The sequence below is a fragment of the uncultured Sphingobacterium sp. genome, assembly GCF_964277905.1.
Lineage (GTDB): Bacteria > Bacteroidota > Bacteroidia > Sphingobacteriales > Sphingobacteriaceae > Sphingobacterium > Sphingobacterium siyangense.
This window is the reverse complement of record NZ_CAXYKD010000029.1, coordinates 173,945-191,726: the sequence shown is the minus strand read 5'-3', so window position 1 is coordinate 191,726 and position 17,782 is coordinate 173,945. Positions and strand designations below refer to the sequence as shown.

The following is a 17,782-nucleotide window of genomic DNA, read 5'->3' as shown; positions in this document are numbered from 1 at the left end:
TATTATACCTTGCTCAATAGCGCAAACAAAGCTTTAGCAGTTTCTTCCGAAGACCCAGGGTTTTGCCCGGTAATGAGATGACCATCTTTGACTACATAACTATGCCAATCTTCCCCTTTGCTGTACTGACCACCCAATTTTACGAGTTCATCTTCCACTAAAAAGGGAACAACATCCGTTAGTTGAACCGCTTCTTCCTCGCTATTTGAAAATCCGGTAACTTTTTTGCCTTTGACCAGTGGCTGACCATTACTATCCTTGACATAGCGAAATACAGCTGGGGCATGGCATACGGCGGCGACAGGTTTGTTGTCGGCCCAAAATGATTCGATCAATGCAATGGATGTCTTATCGTTGGTTAAATCCCACAAAGGGCCATGGCCCCCAGGATAGAAAACAGCATCATAATCCTGCTCATTGATATGATCCAAAGGAATGCTATTTGCCAATTTTACTTGAAGCTCCTTATCGGCATCAAAACGTTTGGTTGCTTCGGTTTGAAAATCCGGAAGCGCACTTTTAGGGTCTATCGGTGGCTGACCACCTTTAGGCGATGCGATTGTGACGTCCACTCCTGCATCTTGTAAAACATAGTAAGGTGCAGCAAATTCTTCTATCCAAAAACCTGTTTTTTCTCCTGTATCTCCCAATTGGTCATGTGATGTCAATACAACCAATACTTTTAATTTGTCTTTTTTCATATTAAATAACCAAGTCTGTTAAAAAATTATATGTTTAAAACGATAGTACAAAGTAGGGGATAAATTGCCAGAGCCCTATGTGATATACATCACAATTTAGCGAATGGTTTTGCTTTTGTGATATAGATCACATTATTTGGCTTGGTATAGCCTGCTCAGTGTTTCGCGGGAAACACCCAGATATGCTGCAATCAAATGTTTGGGAACGAGATTATAGAGTTCGGGATATTGCTGCATGAGTTCCTCGTAGCGGCTTCGAGCATCGTTGTTCAGCAGTGACATTATTCTTTTTTGTAGCCCAATGTATCCTTTATTGGAACGCCATCTAAAAAAGGTTTCAACTTCGTGAATTTCCTTACATACTTTTTCACGGTCCTCGTTCGATAAGCAAAGAGTGTCTGCATCGCTGACACAATCTAAATTGACCGTAGCCGGGCCTTGATTATGCAATGCATTATAATCGGAAGCCCACCAGGTTTTTGTGGCGAACTGTAAGATATGCATCTTTTGTTCATCATTGGTGAAATAGGTCTTTAGACAGCCATTGAGCACAAAATACTCTTGTTCCACAAGGTCTCCCTGACGGATAATCATTTGCTTCTTTTTAAAGGAGATCGGTTTAAAAAAAGAAAAGAAGTAGTCGAATTGTTCGTCGTTTAACTGGACGGTCTTGTCGATATGTTGTCTCAGAATTTCACGTTCGGTCATAGCTAACAGTTACTTGATCGATTTAAAATTAAACAAAATCTCACAATGATAGCGAAGGCCTGCATCAAGTTCCCCTCAGATTCAAAATTAAGAAGGGAATAACACTACTTTTATAGCGTGTTAACAAGGGGTTAGTAGGGGATATACCCCTGCTAACCCCCTGTTATACCCCTGTTACCCCCCTGTAATCTCCCTGTAATATATTAAGATAATATCAATTAGATTTTAACTTTTGCCCAAACAAAAAAGGACCTTGAAATACTTTAGCCGCGCTGCTAAATTTCCATGTTTAACCGGTTTAGTGATTTAGAAAAAATGATTTTTTTTTGATTTTATTTTGTTTATACAAAGTTATTTTCTATTTTAGTGTTGCCCATTCAAGGGCACTTTTCATAAAATAGGTTAATAATATGGCTAAAACACCCGGAGTACCCCATGCTTTCGGGTGTTTTTTTTGTTTTTTACCCTTGCGTTATTTCCTTGGATATGTTCAACTAAATTTAAATGCTTAAGAACCTATATCTTGCCTGATTGACTCATTAGGTATATATTTCAGTTTTAATATTCTAGAATAATCGCTAGTAATCTCATGATTATGAAAATTTATTTCGCTGTATAACGATTCTGCTACAGTGTTGCTAATTATAATGACTTTGAGTAAGTTTAGGGAAAGAGCCACAGTAAATAAATTATGTCCATCGTTGACAAACAGACTTTAGCAGATTTAAATGTTACCAACAACAGGTATAAGGATATGATTGATTTTTTCGATTGTACAGTTACGCTAGGTGGGCGGGATATGTTGTATAGTTATTTTCTTAAACCTCTTTCCTCTAAATTGGAAATAGAAAGCAGACAGCATTTAATTCTTTTTATGCAAGAAGTTGAGATTTCGGGTCTATTGGATAAGTATATGATGCAGGATCTTGAGCAATATTTGTCTCTACCGCAAGAGCCCTATTCACCTTCTCGGACTACTTATTACTTGGAAATGGTGTCAACGAATTTTTTGTCTTTGGATTTTAAAAAACGCGAGATACTTGTTAAGCGATCTGTTCACGAGATCGCTAAGATTACAGACGGTCTTGCTCATTTTTTAGCATCTGCAAAATCAAAAGACCATACAATAGAAATACTAGAAGAATATCATAAACATGTAGATTGTGTGCTGGAAGATATCGATCAGGATGAGTTTATACAGCTACTGAATAACAAATTTTCTAAGGAGCTGATGATCAAATACGATTATCTTTTTAGAAATATAAAACGAAATGCAATACGTGAGATTTTCGATGTTTTGTATCATTTGGATGCTTTGTTCAGTGTAGCAAAAAGTATCAAAGGAAAGAATCTTGTTTTTCCTCAGATTGAGGAAAAGACAAGAGGAGAGGATATGATCACCATACGTGGGGCTTATAATTTATTTATCGAAGATGCCATTAAAAATGATGTCGAAATAAAAAAAGAAAACAACCTTTGGTATCTGACTGGAGCAAATATGACGGGCAAATCTACTTTGTTGAAGACAATTGGAAGCTGCGTTTATCTGGCACATCTTGGTTTTCCGGTTCCAGCGGATGCGATGAAGACATTACTTTTTGATGGAATATCGGCGACCATAAATTTAGGTGATAATATAAATGCAGGTGCAAGTCACTTTTTTAATGAAGTATTACGGGTTAAACATTTGGCGGAGTTACTGGCATCCGGTAAGCAAATGTTTATTCTCATGGATGAGCTATTCAAGGGGACAAACCATAGTGATGCCAGTGAAGCAACCCTGGAGTTAGTCAACTGTTTGAAAGGATACAAGAACAGTGTATTCTTATTGTCCTCACATATTACAGAAATTTGTCCTATACTGTATAAAGATGGTATTGCACTGAAATATTTGGGGGTTCAGCTGGATGAAAAGGAGGGAATTGTCTTTACATACCGACTTTTGGATGGTGTTGCCGAAGAAAAGTTAGGCATGTGGTTATTGCGCAAAGAACGGGTATTTGAGATTTTAAGGAAATTTGATTTGGGGAGACAAAAAGAATGAGATTATAGTGATATTGATTATCTTGTTCGAGTTTTATAGTCTATTGCAAACTTTTGGTCAAACCGAATCAATTGTTTAAGCATTTTTTTTTGCGGTAAAATTGCAGATATCTTATCGGATTCCGTAGGCTTGAAGAAGTAATCTAAACCATTTTTTATGATATATCGTATTCAATTTAGTGCTGTTCTATTTTTTATCTATTTTAACTGCTACTCGCAATCTAAATATGTCAATCCATTTATCGGCGCGGTTACCAGCGGTGAAAAAGCCGAAACGGGAGGACATGGCTTCGGTAAAACTTTTCCAGGGGCAGCAACTCCATTTGGCTTAACACAGGTTAGCCCCAACACGATTACCGGTGGAGATAATGGTTCTGGATACAACTACGAGCATACCTCGATCGAAGGATTTGCCTTTACACAAATGAGTGGTATAGGCTGGTACGGTGATCTAGGTAATTTTTTAGTCATGCCGACCACAGGAGAGCTGAAAACTTCGGCAGGCAGTGCCGAACATCCGGAAAAAGGCTACCGCTCTCGTTTTTCCAAAAAAGATGAGAAAGCAGGTGCCGGTTACTATGGAGTGTTGCTTTCAGATTATAATATAAAAGCTGAAATGACCGCTACACCGCATAGCGGAATGCTTCGGTTTACCTTTCCCAAACATAAAAAGTCGCGGATTCAGATCGACTTAGCGCGGCGAGTAGGTGGTACATCTACGGAACAATATGTGAAAGTGGTGGACAACCATACCATCCAAGGATGGATGAAGTGCACGCCCGAAGGTGGAGGTTGGGGAAATGGTGATGGGAAGGCAAATTATACGGTCTATTTTTATGCCCAATTTAGTAAGCCTTTTACCGATACAGGAGTATGGAGTTGTGCCCTTCCAAAGGGGCAAAAACGGAAATTGGAAGATGTTACAAGTGCCAGTTATCAAGAGATGGTTTCCAGATCTGTCGTCACAAAAAATATCGGCATTATGGAAGGTAAACACTTGGGCTTTTATACCGAATTCCCTACACAAGCAAATGAGCAGGTCTTAATGAAAGCTGGAATTTCATTTGTCAGTATGGAGGGAGCCAAAAATAACCTTGAAACAGAAATCAAAGATTGGAACTTTAACAATGTATTGGAGCAAACGCAGAAACGATGGGATGATGCATTAGGGAAAATCGAGGTTCAAGGTGGGACAGAAGACGAGAAAACTGTTTTTTACACGGCTTTGTATCATTCGATGATCGATCCGCGAGATTTCTCGGATGTAGATGGAAAATACGTTGGCGGTGACGGACATATTCACCAAACGAAAGATTTTACCAAACGAACAGTATTTAGCGGCTGGGATGTTTTTCGAAGTCAGTTTCCTTTGCAAACGATTATTAATCCGACTATCGCAAATGATATGATCAATTCTTTGGTCACATTGGCCGAAGAAAGTAAACAGGATTATTTAGAACGTTGGGAATTTTTGAACGCGTATAGTGGCTGTATGATCGGAAACCCTGCCGTATCAGTTATTACGGACGCCTATATGAAAGGGATATCCAACTTTGATGTAGAAAAAGCTTATAAATATGCGCGACAGACAGTTGAAAAATTTGGAAATGGAGAAAAAGGAACTACAGGAGAAATTTCGACGACATTGGAATATGCTTATACAGAATGGTGCCTGTCTCAATTAGCGAAACGATTAAATAAAACGACTGATGTGGATTTATATGCTCATCGTGCGCAAAGCTATAGAAATCTCTTTGACCCAACAGTTGGTTGGTTTCGACCGAAAGAACAGGATGGTACATGGAGCCAATGGCCAGAAACGGGGCGCTTAACCCAAAATTATGGCTGTGTTGAGAGCAACCCTTATCAGCAGGGATGGTTTGTCCCTCATGATGTGGATGGACTTGCGGGCCTTTTGGGTGGTAAGCAAAAAACCATCGCGGATCTCAATAGTTTTTTTGAACTCGCTCCGCAAGATATGATGTGGAATAATTATTATAACCATGCCAATGAACCGGTACACCATGCCCCCTTTTTGTTTAATCGTTTAGGCGCACCTTGGCTCACGCAAAAATGGACGCGTGAAATTTGTTCACGTGCCTATCATAATTCAGTTTATGGTCTGATAGGTAATGAAGATGTGGGGCAAATGTCAGCATGGTATGTCTTGGCGGCATCTGGATTACACCCTATTTGTCCGGGTGACACACGCTATGAGATTACAAGTCCTGTGTTTGATACGATCACCTTTAAACTTGATCCCAAATATTATCCTGGGACACAGTTTGTAATCAAAACAGAAAATAACTCGCCTGAAAATCGCTACATCCAAAAAGCTGAACTTAATGGCGTCTCTTATAATAACTGTTTTATAGATCACAATGAAATTATGCGAGGCGGAACCTTGGTATTGTTTATGGGGAACGAACCAAATAAACAGTGGGGGCTCGGTAAAACTGTTGAAAGCAAATAAAATCAAAGTTTCAAGCAAGTATCTGAAAGTCGCCTCAGTAAATGTTTTGGCAAAATAAAAGATGAATTACTTTAAAAAGCAACTCTATATCCTGTGTCTATTGGGCGTGTTGGGCCAGGCAAAGCAGAGCTATAGTCAGCAGCTGCCGCTATTTAGCAAAGAAAGCAACAGCCTTACTGGAGACTGGCTAATAGCAACTCCCCAGGCGAAAGCAGGACTTTTCAAGACGAAAGAAGGTCATTTGGTCTTTTCCAATGGTTTGGTCAGCCGTACATTTACGACTTTTCCAAATGTAGCCAGTATTGGTTTGGATGAATTGACTGGAAATACAGCATTTCTACGGTCGATTCGACCTGAAGCCAGCGTAACAATCGATGGGTTTACCTTTGATGTCGGCGGATTGGAAGGACAGAAAGTACATAATTATTTACTGAAAGAATGGATCCCGAGTTTAAAGGCAAACCCCATGGCTTTTAAATTCCATGACTATAAAATTGAAGATACAAAACCCCGTTTTGGTTGGAAAAAGAGACCAAACTGGATGCCTAAAAATATGCCTTGGCCTGTCCCGGGCAAAGAGCTGACGTTTACCTATACATTGGATCAGCAGGCGATCGATGCGCTTGCCGCAAAGAGTAAAAGTGACCAAAACAGGGCATTGCTGTTGGAAGATAAATTTCAGCATCTGGATTCTGGATGGAAGTTGATGGTTTCAAAATCACATGAGCGTAATTCCTTTGTCAATGAAGGAAAAGTGGGCGAAATTATGGCACTTGAAAATGCTGCTGTGTTCGCTGAAAGAACAGTTCCTCAAGAGGTAAAGGTACTCGTAGCCAAGATGAATAAAGGTACTGATCAATCCAACGATTGGGGATTGGGTTTTGGACTAAGCCTAACGAATAGTAATCCCAGACTTTATTGGCGAGCAAGCGAAGGCAAGGTTGTTTTTTTTGATGGCAAACGCGATAACGGGACTTTCGAAGTTGGTAAAGTAGATCAGCTATGGTTTAGATATGAAATAGCAGATAAAGAATTATTGGCACAAGCCTCTTTGGACGGACAGCAATGGCGTACTGTTGGTCATCTTCCACTAAAGTCGGGTGACAAGATACAACTGGTCCGTGTCGGAAAAATGGATCCAAACGGCGGGAATAAGGATGGTAAGGCTTCGACAAAGGAAGGTCGCTCCAAAATAGAAGGTTTTTGGGCATACGGTGATTTTCCATCCCAATTTGCAGGCGATCTGTCCAGTAAACTTGCTTATATGAAAAACATTACGGTACAGGTTCATTATGATCTTTATGGTGACATGCCGATCTTTAGTAAGTGGATTACCGTGCAGAATCAGTCGGACCGGGAAATTGTGGTTAATAGCTTTAAGAGTGAGCAATTGGCTGTATTTGAGCCCGAAAGTTCGGTGGATCATAGAAGCCGTTGGTTATACCCTAATATCACGGTGGAAACAGATTATACATTTGGCGGTATGAGCGAGGAAGTCGTTTATTCCTCGAGCCTGGAGTGGAAAAATGACCCGCTATATACGACACAGGTCAACTACGACCGAGAGACACCCTGTCTGTTGGAAGTTGCACCTAAAATGGGACCTGAACAACAGGTTGCTGCCGGTGGAGAATTTGCAAGCTATCGGGTTTGGGAGCTGTTGAACGATAGCTGGGAACGGGAACGTAAGAGCCTTGGATATCGAAAAATGCTGCGCTCCATGGCGCCATGGGCAACTGAAAATCCAATATTGATGCATGTACGGAGTTCGGACAACGAGTCGGTAAAAAAGGCAATTGATCAAGCAGCGGAGGTTGGTTTTGAAATGGTGATTATGACCTTTTGGTCTGGATTCAATGCCGAAGATGATTCTCCCGAAAATCTCAAGCGTATGAAAGAGCTTGCTGACTATGCGCGTAGTAAAGGAATTGAACTTGGAGGCTATTCGCTCCTGGCCAGTCGGCATATTGATGCTAAAAATGACGTTGTGCTACCTGAAGGCATGCATCCTCGCTTTGGAAGTTCACCCTGTATTGAGAGTGAATGGGGCCAGGCTTACTTCAAAAAGCTGTATAAGCTGTATGAAAGTTCGGGATTGGGCGTATTTGAGCACGATGGATCTTATCCTGGAGATTGGTGCTATTCCACCGATCACCCCGGGCATCATAATGAAAAAGACTCGCAATGGAATCAGTTTAAACGGATCACTGATTTTTACAAATGGTGCCGTGAAAAGGGAATCTACCTGAATATTCCGGATATGTATTTCTTGAATGGCGGAAACAAAGTCGGGATGGGCTACCGTGAGGCAAACTGGTCGCTTCCGAGGGCACAGCAGGAAATTGTGGAAAGACAGAATATCTTCGATGGTACCTGGGCAAAGGCGCCGTCTATGGGCTGGATGTTTGTTCCTTTGGTAGAATATCAAGGCGGAGGCAAAGAGGCGACGATCGAGCCTTTGAAGGATCACCTACCACATTACGAGCAACGCTTGGCCAATCTATTTGGCGCAGGTGTACAGGCCTGTTATCGTGGGCCACAGCTTTATGACTCCCCAGAGACGAAAAATGTAGTGGCCAAATGGGTGAATTTTTACAAGAAACACCGCGAAGTTTTGGACAGTGATATTATCCATGTAAGGCGTCCTGACGGGATGGATTATGATGCTATTTTGCACGTGAACCCGGCTGGAAAAGAAAAAGGATTACTAATGATCTATAATCCATTGGACGAAGCGATAAAACGAAAAGTTAAGGTCAACTTGTACTATACCGGCCTGATAGGAAATGTACAAGTGGTTGAGCAAGATCAAAACAGTAGGACAATGCCATTGAATGCAGCCTCGGAAGCGATCTTTGAGGTCAATATACCGGCAAAAAGTCAAACTTGGTTCGTCATTAAGTAAGCCGTTCGGCGAACGTTTCGGATCAAGACTTCAATTTTTTAAAGAGTCTTCTCATCACGATGATGAGAAGACTTTTTTTTTGACTTGACTTATGTGTTATTTTGTGTGCGACTTTATCTGATTGACAAGAGTTCACCACATGTTTCTTTTCGGATCAGGTTTGTCGTCGTTTACGCAATGGGATAAGCCATGCTATACGTTATTCAATATGGAGCAATTTTTTGTGCTGTTGCGAAGAATGGCGCTTCCATTGGAGAGCCTTTTAAGAATAAGTCAGATAGGATCGCAAAAGAAGAAAACTCGTTTATTGTCAGTTTTGGACTTAATTAAAAAGGTTCTTTTTACTTAACCTCTTTTTTCTCCGGCCATTTTACAAACTCGCCCGTTTCGAGTGTAAGTTCACCAGTTGCAGCATTATAACTATCCTTGGATAGAATAGGGATTTCACCGGCTACTTTACTTTGTTCGGGGGGGTGTGTACGGTTATGGTAAGTCGGCACTTTTTCAAGCTTGACCAATTTACCATTGATGCGTAGATTTTTTTGAACAACGGTTACTTTAGGCAATTTGTCGTATCGGATGACATTCAACCCTTCGAGGTCCCGCGGTCTTTGGGCGAAATCGATAAAATATTTGTATTGTTCCAAGAACGATGTGATGTGTTTTTTCATCTGGATCTTTTTACCCGGGAAGGCTAGCGACCCTATATTGACCACTTTTTTTGTGCTTAAATCTTCGACATACATGGTGACCTAGGAATGTTCATAATCGCCCCAGCTGAAATAGGTTTCTTTGGGGTTAATAGTATCTGGAACGGCTTTGCCTGCGATATAGCCCCTCCGCATCTGAACTGGCATAATATCCTGTAGTTTTTAAAGCCTTTTTTGTCCGTTCAAACCAACGCGAAAAGATGCCATTAAATTTGATGTCTTCTTCTTTACCAGTCTTAATACTGATACCGCCACCGGCAGATTGAATACCACAATATAAAGGCATATTGTTTAGGGATATATTAAACGGTGAAATGTAAAATGAATAGTGGTCTGGGATGTCATCTTGTACAATAATATCAATGGAAATAGAATGGAAATCATTGACGGCAGAGTCCAATACATAATAGGAATTGGTATGCTGTTTTCATATTTTTTTTTTAAGCTTCTCTTTGGTTTGGGAAAAGGCTGTGCCACTGCATAAGGTAAGCGGTAAGAGCACCACCAAAATATTTTTTATCAATTTCATAAACAGTTTTAATTGTGTTCACCAATATACTTTTTTTTCTTTTAGCAGTAAAGGGCTGATTAACTGGTCGATTAAAATAGCACACCAGACGAATCGTAAATCATTTTTGGCGAATTGTAAACGGTGGGATGAATCTCTGACCGAGCACTTTATATTTGGTTCCAAGAAATGCCAAGAACATCGATTGGAGCTTTTTTTGAAGTAGGGAGTGAACAGATCTTAATTCGCTAATTCATTGTGCTGTAGGTTTATGTGTGCCATTTTAATTTTAATTGTCATAGTAGATAGTGCCTTATACTTAAGGTGAATGTTTTTCATAGGTAGTAAGCCGTAAAGGACTCCCCGTTCTTGCGGCTTTTTTTGTGTCTATTGGCCAGTTATAAGAATCGCTGGCTAGCGTAGTCCTATAGTCAGTTTGCTAGGAGACCTTATATTTCTTGACTGTTTTAGGCTAGGATAAAAAAAATAAAAAAAGTCAAAATTTCTTTAGGACGTTTTGTCTTTCCCGTTGTCATCATTGTATAAATGGAGATTTTGGCCGTTAAAAATCCATTTGCAATGCAACTACTATGAAATTTTAGCCTATTAATCATTTTTAGCATGGCACTGACTAATAAAATATTCCAACAAAGTGAGATTGAAAGTTTTGAATTCAATCACAAAGTTTTAAAAAACTGTTCATTTATCGATTGTACGATAAAAGGGAAAAGCTTCATGAACTCCATGTTTCGTGATTGTAAGTTCATTCGCTGTACCTTTATCGACTGTAACTTTCAGTCTGTTGTTTTTCAGGAATCCGGGCTTTGGATGGAAAGTACATTCGAAGCGAACGATTTTTCGAAAGCCATTATTGGAAATTTAAAAATTGAAAAGTCCTCCTTCCTTTACAATACATTTGACAAAACAACTTTCGATGGGACGAATTTGGTTCATGTGGTTTTTAAAGGAAAGATCAGTTCTTCATGGTTTTATGGAATTCCTTTTACAGAAGATTTATACTCTACCAATCTTTTTATTCTCAAAAAAGCCAAACCATTAAAAACTCCTTTGGTAAATTTCGGTCATGCGGAATTGAAGGACGTTATATTTTCTCGAAGGCTAGATCTCTCCAGTACGGTTTTTCCGAACCAGGAACATCTTAAAATCATCAATAATCCAAGACGTTTTTTCGATAGTTTCCTCAAAAGGTCAAAAGAAGTATTCACGGATAATGAATCGTTAGTTTTCTGTCGGGACTTGGTAGATAATGTCTTGTATAAACCCGAAAATAGGGGGATGCCAATCATATTGGTTGATTTAAATCAATTTTATCCCTCGTTGAATGAAAATAGAGATCGTCTTATTGTTGATCTCCTGAAAGCGGGATAATCATATCATTCTATATATAATTGTTAATGTAAAGCCGTTTGGAGTTCCCAGCTCTAGCGGCTTTTTCGATTTATACCTGCCGTTGCCTTTGTTCGCGCCAGCCATTGCCATTGCTCGCTCTTGTTCCTAGCAAACACCTACCTAAGACCTAATGTTTACCTGGTTCACGAGGTAAACACTAGGCGATTCATAGGAATTTGATTGGTTAATTGCAAAAGCAGGGCCGAAGCCGTCCAGTCAAAAGGCAGTTCAAGGGCCATAACTCATGGCGGCGGTTAAAATGCAACCTGCTGTATCATAGTTTTTTTATGTTTTTGTATATATAAGAAAATTAGGTATATTTAATTAATTGTTTAAGACGAACGAATGAAAGATACGAAGTTATTAAAAGGCACTTTACAAACGATTATTCTAAAGCTATTGTCTGGAACGAAAAGAATGTATGGCTATGAAATGACTCAACAAGTAAAACTCTTAACCGAAGGAGAGTTTATCCTGACTGAAGGAGCGCTCTACCCTGCATTACATAAGCTAGAAGCGGAAGGACTCCTGGATACAGCAATAGAAGTAGTCGATGGAAGAGCAAGAAAATATTACTCCCTGACAGTGAAGGGAAAAAAAGCTCAGGTAAGTAAAATGAAAGATGCGTTGACCTTTGTGGAGAAGTTACAGGTTATCTTGAACACTAAACCAATTGTATCATGACAGAAAAGAAATTGACCAAAGCGGAATTAGGTATTCTGATGGATTTTATTCGTTCTAAAGGATATCGTTATGTTGATGTTCAACTTGAAATTCTGGATCACTTTGCTTGTAAGGTAGAGGAGCTCATGTCTTCAGATGCCGGTATATATTTCAATCGAGCCATTGATCTCGCTTATGCCAGTTTTGGAGCGGCAGGTTTTGGAAACATTGCCGCTAGCTATGAATTGAATCTGCAACGTAAACAGATCAATAAATTTCCTGCTGATTTTTTACAATTCGTCAAGCATTGGCATAGTGCAATTTATATCGTGTACTTCACATTGTTCTATTATTTTGTGCCGCTCGATGCAGATGCTTTTTGGACCGGATTAAAATTAGGGATGATCGGTACACTCGTTTTTTATATTCCAGTATACTTATTGCGGCATCGACCTAGAGGGAGCAAATACTGCGTTTATCGCAATTATCTTGGTTTAACGATACCGATTATGGTTTTGATCATCGGGTTGGTTTCTTCGGAATGGATTGTTAATTATATTCCTTTAGCTTTGTATCGTATTGTAATTCTTATTTTTATGTATGTTGGATTAGGAATTTTGTATATATTTGAGAAGAATCTAAAGGCCATTGTCCGACGGGTAGATGAGATCGAAGTGCTGCACCAGAGCTGACGATTAATTTTTTAAATTATGAAATATCTTTTCCTGTTGTTACTAAGCATTTGTTTTTTGTCCAGCTGTGACAAAGAAGATATTGACTTTGACTCCACGGAGGTCGGTGGTGGAACAATGGCTAAAAGGTATCAATTTGAAGGGCGTTCCGTCGGGTTTTCGGTTAGCCAGATTTACGTGGATGGTACCACAGATAAAAACTTCTATTTGGGGACAGTTTGGGGATTAAAAGATACCACACCGCAACTAAAACTAACTTCCCTTCGTAATTATTATAAACCTTTCAAAAGCACAATTTCTTCTACACAACCAACTTTATCTCCTATTCATGTCATTCCTGGATTTGATGCTGTGCGAGCTTTCGCGAAGAAAAGCAAGGGGGAACCGGCTGTTTTGAAGCAATCGTCGGTAGGGGCATTTTTCGACTATAGGGCGATACGTTACCATCTTAATAATAGCCCTGACGTAGATAGTGTACTCAAATTGGTTCGTCACCATGATTCCACCACGATAAAAAGAGCTAATAGCCTGTTGTTGCGTCGAGAACATATTACATTTAGTCTCCATGCGGATCTGAAAGACTATGAACAGGCTTTTAATAAGGATGCACTTGGGAAGTTAAAAAATACAGGATATAATCCCTACTATGTTTCGTCAGTCAACTACGGTACACACTCGATCATGATGGGAGAAAGTGATTTTCCACGTGGTGATCTTAAAAATGTATTGGAAAAATTGCTGTACAATCAATTTCTGACGAAAACCGACGAAACGGTATTAAAAGGTTCCGACGTATTGGTTTATCTGCGTGGTGGACGTCAAACAAGTTTTATTAGACGCGCGACAGGCCTGGGCGAAATTAAAAAACTTGTCATTGATTATAAAAATGAACTTGAAATGCAACAGAATAGCTTTGATTATCCCATTAGCTATAGTCTAGGAGGCCTTAGTTCCCATGGGCACCTTAAATTCTGGTACTCTTATGATTTTCTCGTCCGTGAGGAAAAAGAGTAATTTTTATTTAAACATATAGATAATTAAAGGATATTTTTTACATTTGGGCTATTGTCGCAAACGGCATAATAGTGCTGTTTTTTTGTCTATCTATTTTAAACAGGGCATAACCATTAGCCTTTTTGCTTCAATACCATTATTAGCTAAAAACAATTATTAAAGAAGAACTATGGAAGAAACAATTAAGACATTGATCTATGTTCACGCATTTTTTGGTGGGATAGGATTGATTACCGGCCTGATAAGTGTGGCTGTAAAAAAGGGGGGAGCAGGGCACAAGAAAATGGGGATTATATTTTCCTATGCGATGGTGATTAGTTCTTTAATTTCGCTTGTCATTGCGAGGATGCCGGGCCACGAAAACACATTTTTATTTTTGATCGGTATCTTTACCATCTATCTCATTCTAGCAGGTAATCGCGCATTGACTTTACGCAGTAAAATTAAACAACAGGCCGATTGGAAAGACAAACTGATTTCCGCCACGATGCTACTTGTATCGGTTGGTATGTTATGTCTTGGTCTAATTGGATTGGTACAACAGGTGGCAAATTCTGTTTTATATGTCTTTTTTGGTGGTTTTGGTGCATTTATGAGTATTCGGGATTTTCAGCTGTTTAAAAGTTTCAAAGAAAAGAAAAATGCCTGGCTGGTCAGTCATTTGGGCCGTATGGTAGGCGCATTGATTGCGTCGGTGACTGCATTTTTAGTTGCTGGGATTCAGCTTGGCTCAACGCTGGTTTGGATTATGCCAACTATTGTTGGCACCGTGTATATCATCTATTCCAATCGAGCATTGAACAAAAGTAAAGTACTTCGTACAGATTTGCATTAATCTAGCGAGTTAAACATTAAAATCAAGCATTAAAAAGGCCTAAGTTTTTTACTTAGGCCTTTTTAATGCTTGATTTTATGCAGATGAATCGTTGTCAAGAGGCATTTTTTATGACTTTTTTTTACGTTGACTTTTGATCCAATTCAATGCAATAGCACTTGGTTCACGCGATGCCGAAAGGCTTGTATTGTGATCTAATAAAGGAAATAAGCAATATTCGAAGGGCTTTCCTTGTGCTTTCAGTGCATTGATATGTTCAATCGATAAGCCTACAGGTATTTGGATATCTTTGGATCCAAAAAGCCAGAGTCCTGGAGTTGTTATCGTTTTAAGTGATGTCATCGGATCGGTATTTGTAAATTGATAGCGATCTGGATCATTCGCTACATGTTGTCGGGCATCGGTTTCCGTATGTTTATCCCAAAAATCTTTTTTCCCATTTGTAAAGAATTGGAAGCGGAGCTGCTCACGGGCAGGGATAACTGCTCCACTGTACAATACAAAAAAGTCGACCAAAGGATTTTGGTTAGTCGCTAAGGGAATGATCCATCCCGCTTGACTGAATCCCAATAGCCCTAAAGGAATGTTCGTTTTCCCTAGTTGTTGATGGAATACTTTTACTGCCGCTTGTGCATCTTTAGCGAGGAGGTGAAGGTTGGCAGAATCGATATTATTGGTACCGACCTCAGGGCCAGCATAGGTCCCCTCAGATTTTCCTACTCCGCGCTTGTCATAAGTAAATACGGCAATACCGTTTTGGGCTAAATATGAGGCAAACTCCATCATTCTTTTCTCTTGTCCAGAACCATGTATGAGGACAATGGCAGCATGGGCACGCCGAGGCTGAAGTATGGTTCCTGCCAGGTTAATACCCTCACTCTTAAATACAATATCTTTTGTAGACCAGTCTAAAGATTGGGCTTTTGTATGCTGTGAAAAGAGCACGCAATAAATAGCGATGAGAAAAGTTAGCGTACTAAATGTAATCCGCTGTAAGGGAGAATAGTTCGTCAAGGAACAGTCTAATGAATAAGTTTTAGGCATAATTAATTCGGTGTTAAATTTACTTTTGTCTAAAGTAATGGGTTTAATTCTAAAAAGTTTGCGTTTTTCGGTAGACTGTGGATTTAAATCGGTAAATCGTACTATTTTCGTTGTAAATGGCGGAAAAAATTCTCTCGAATCCTCTGCTTGGCATTTCGCAGATACGCTATGTCCATTTCTGAAAAAAGTTTACAAAAGGTCTAATACAGCTCTTACTTTACGGTTGGTCTTATACGGCTCTTACTTCACAGTTGGTTTTATATGGGAGGGGGGCTATATTTTGTGGGTAGAAACTAGCGATCAAATTTACTTTTGATCCGTCTTATAATCGTTATTTCTACGGGACTTATTCGGATTTTATTCGCTTTCATCCGAATGAAGTCCGAATGAGGTCCCTATAAAGTCCGTATTAGCTCCCTGAAAATTAAGAAAGTTTGTGGGAAATAAAATAGCAATGGAATAAGATTCGTTAACAGTGTTTTAAGTTTTTCTTTCGTGTTGTATAACGTAATATATCCTTTATCAAAAGTTAACATCTGAAAATTATTTTTGAGCTGAATGAAGCGATTGTTCCTGTGGTAGTTTTCCTTAAGGAAAACTCAGCAAGTAAGAAAAACTCAGCAAGGACAACCATAAATCTTATGAAAGAATAATATGCAAATTTTCTGCAACATGATTCCTCTCTTAGGGGAAACCGATCTTAGTACTGGACTTCTTATTGTTTTTGCCCTTTGTTTATTTGCCGTTGTGGCCTTTGAATTTGTCAATGGCTTTCATGATACCGCGAATGCTGTTGCAACGGTAATTTATACCAAAGCACTTAAACCAATTGTAGCCATTCCTTGGTCTGGCTTTTGGAATTTTCTAGGTGTTTTTGCAGGTGGGATCGCAGTGGCTATGGGAATACTTAAATTGGTGCCTCTAGATACTTTAATGGCACTTCCGGTTTCGGTAGGCGCTTGTTTGGTTCTTTCTGTACTATTGGCGGCTATTATCTGGAATTTGGGGACTTGGTATTTTGGTATTCCATGTTCGAGTTCACATACTTTGATTGGTGCCCTTATCGGGGCTGGTATAGGCTTCACCTGGTATTATGGTGGCAGTGGTGTCAATTGGCATAAGGCCGAGGAAATTGGTCTTTCTTTGATTCTCTCACCTTTGATTGGTTTTGGTCTAGCGGTGTTATTGATGCTCTTTTTAAAGCATGTCGTCCGTTATAAAGCACTTTTTCACATCCCACAGGGGGAAGATGACAGACCTCCCTTGTTAGTACGCGGTATTCTTATACTGACCTGTACATTGGTCAGTTTTTTTCACGGTAGCAACGATGGACAAAAAGGCGTAGGACTGTTTATGTTGATCTTAATTGCATTTCTGCCTGCTCGTTTTGCAATAAACCATTCCGTACCAGATGCGGCTGTCATTAAAACGCTCGATCAAACGGAAATCGTGTTACAGACAATTGCTTCCAGTAATGTCGCTCAGGGAACGATGTTTGTGCAAGTCAATCAGGAGATTGAACAAGTCAAGTTGCATTTGATGGATAAAAGTGTAACGGATAAAGCCGGGACTTTTAAATTCAGAAAAGAGGTTGAAGGTTTGGTTAAAACCATTGCTGCATTAGAGAGCAATAAACAGATCGATATCAATCCTGAAAATCGATTGGAGCTCAATCGTAAGTTGGGCGAATTGAAACATCTTACGGACTTTGCACCGATCTGGGTGATCTTAACTATTTCAATCGCCTTAGGTCTTGGGACAATGATCGGTTGGAAACGTATTGTAGTAACGATTGGTGAAAAAATAGGAAATGAACATTTGAGTTATGCTCAAGGAGCCTCAAGCGAGATTGTTGCCGCTTCGACAATTGGTATCAGTACCGTATTGGGTTTGCCTGTTAGCACAACGCATGTGCTTTCAAGTGGTATTGCCGGTTCAATGGTCGCTTCTGGAGGAAAGAGTAATCTGAATAAAGGGACACTCAAAAGTATCGGTCTTGCCTGGGTACTTACTTTACCCGTGTCAATTGGCTTGGCATTACTACTATTTGTATTCTTCCATCTTTTTATTTAGTTG

At 39.6% G+C, this 17,782-nt stretch carries 14 protein-coding genes; 9 read left to right on the top strand and 5 right to left on the bottom strand.

The window, feature by feature from the left end:
• Nucleotides 1-2: 2 nt before the first annotated feature.
• Both ACHWSC_RS13500 and ACHWSC_RS13495 read right to left on the bottom strand, forming a co-directional pair.
• Nucleotides 3-701, bottom strand: coding sequence for a type 1 glutamine amidotransferase domain-containing protein (locus ACHWSC_RS13500; protein WP_394677103.1), 699 nt, complete (start codon nucleotides 699-701; stop codon nucleotides 3-5).
• Nucleotides 702-833: 132 nt separating this feature from the next.
• A complete protein-coding gene (locus tag ACHWSC_RS13495) occupies nucleotides 834-1,409 on the bottom strand; it encodes a Crp/Fnr family transcriptional regulator (RefSeq protein WP_088162307.1) in 576 nt (191 codons plus the stop codon).
• A 691-nt stretch (nucleotides 1,410-2,100) separates the two neighbouring features.
• Between ACHWSC_RS13495 and ACHWSC_RS13490 the strand changes: the two genes are divergently transcribed.
• From ACHWSC_RS13490 to ACHWSC_RS13480, 3 genes are all read left to right on the top strand, one after another.
• Nucleotides 2,101-3,453 (top strand): DNA mismatch repair protein MutS, encoded by a 1,353-nt coding sequence (locus ACHWSC_RS13490; RefSeq protein WP_394677102.1) that lies wholly within the window; start codon nucleotides 2,101-2,103, stop codon nucleotides 3,451-3,453.
• A gap of 156 nt (nucleotides 3,454-3,609) precedes the next feature.
• Complete coding sequence (locus tag ACHWSC_RS13485) at nucleotides 3,610-5,925, top strand: GH92 family glycosyl hydrolase (RefSeq protein WP_394677101.1); 2,316 nt, start codon at nucleotides 3,610-3,612, stop codon at nucleotides 5,923-5,925.
• Between the two features lie 61 nt (nucleotides 5,926-5,986).
• The gene (locus ACHWSC_RS13480) at nucleotides 5,987-8,830 is read left to right on the top strand and encodes a hypothetical protein (protein ID WP_394677100.1); all 2,844 of its coding nucleotides are present in this window, start codon (nucleotides 5,987-5,989) and stop codon (nucleotides 8,828-8,830) included.
• A gap of 341 nt (nucleotides 8,831-9,171) precedes the next feature.
• On the opposite strand, the gene ACHWSC_RS13475 is transcribed toward ACHWSC_RS13480, so the two are convergent.
• Both ACHWSC_RS13475 and ACHWSC_RS13470 read right to left on the bottom strand, forming a co-directional pair.
• Nucleotides 9,172-9,501, bottom strand: coding sequence for a hypothetical protein (locus tag ACHWSC_RS13475; RefSeq protein WP_394677099.1), 330 nt, complete (start codon nucleotides 9,499-9,501; stop codon nucleotides 9,172-9,174).
• 127 nt (nucleotides 9,502-9,628) lie between these two features.
• Entirely contained in the window at nucleotides 9,629-9,826 is a 198-nt protein-coding gene (locus ACHWSC_RS13470; RefSeq protein WP_394677098.1) for a hypothetical protein, read from the bottom strand.
• Between the two features lie 843 nt (nucleotides 9,827-10,669).
• Between ACHWSC_RS13470 and ACHWSC_RS13465 the strand changes: the two genes are divergently transcribed.
• The 5 genes from ACHWSC_RS13465 (at nucleotide 10,670) to ACHWSC_RS13445 (ending at nucleotide 14,662) form a co-directional block, all read left to right on the top strand.
• Nucleotides 10,670-11,437 carry a pentapeptide repeat-containing protein gene (locus ACHWSC_RS13465; protein WP_394677097.1) on the top strand — a complete coding sequence of 256 codons (768 nt, stop codon included), beginning with the start codon at nucleotides 10,670-10,672 and terminating at the stop codon, nucleotides 11,435-11,437.
• 366 nt (nucleotides 11,438-11,803) lie between these two features.
• Nucleotides 11,804-12,142 carry a PadR family transcriptional regulator gene (locus ACHWSC_RS13460; RefSeq protein WP_120332513.1) on the top strand — a complete coding sequence of 113 codons (339 nt, stop codon included), beginning with the start codon at nucleotides 11,804-11,806 and terminating at the stop codon, nucleotides 12,140-12,142.
• The gene (locus ACHWSC_RS13455) at nucleotides 12,139-12,813 is read left to right on the top strand and encodes a hypothetical protein (protein ID WP_394677096.1); all 675 of its coding nucleotides are present in this window, start codon (nucleotides 12,139-12,141) and stop codon (nucleotides 12,811-12,813) included. Before ACHWSC_RS13460 ends, ACHWSC_RS13455 begins: the two co-directional genes overlap by 4 nt.
• Nucleotides 12,814-12,831: 18 nt before the next feature.
• Complete coding sequence (locus tag ACHWSC_RS13450) at nucleotides 12,832-13,827, top strand: hypothetical protein (RefSeq protein ID WP_394677095.1); 996 nt, start codon at nucleotides 12,832-12,834, stop codon at nucleotides 13,825-13,827.
• Between the two features lie 169 nt (nucleotides 13,828-13,996).
• Complete coding sequence (locus tag ACHWSC_RS13445) at nucleotides 13,997-14,662, top strand: hypothetical protein (RefSeq protein ID WP_120332516.1); 666 nt, start codon at nucleotides 13,997-13,999, stop codon at nucleotides 14,660-14,662.
• A gap of 108 nt (nucleotides 14,663-14,770) precedes the next feature.
• On the opposite strand, the gene ACHWSC_RS13440 is transcribed toward ACHWSC_RS13445, so the two are convergent.
• Nucleotides 14,771-15,706 carry an alpha/beta hydrolase family protein gene (locus tag ACHWSC_RS13440; protein WP_394677094.1) on the bottom strand — a complete coding sequence of 312 codons (936 nt, stop codon included), beginning with the start codon at nucleotides 15,704-15,706 and terminating at the stop codon, nucleotides 14,771-14,773.
• 672 nt (nucleotides 15,707-16,378) lie between these two features.
• Here ACHWSC_RS13440 and ACHWSC_RS13435 point away from each other — a divergent pair.
• Nucleotides 16,379-17,779, top strand: a complete 1,401-nt coding sequence (locus ACHWSC_RS13435; RefSeq protein WP_394677093.1) for an inorganic phosphate transporter — start codon at nucleotides 16,379-16,381, stop codon at nucleotides 17,777-17,779.
• The last annotated feature ends 3 nt before the right edge of the window (nucleotides 17,780-17,782 follow it).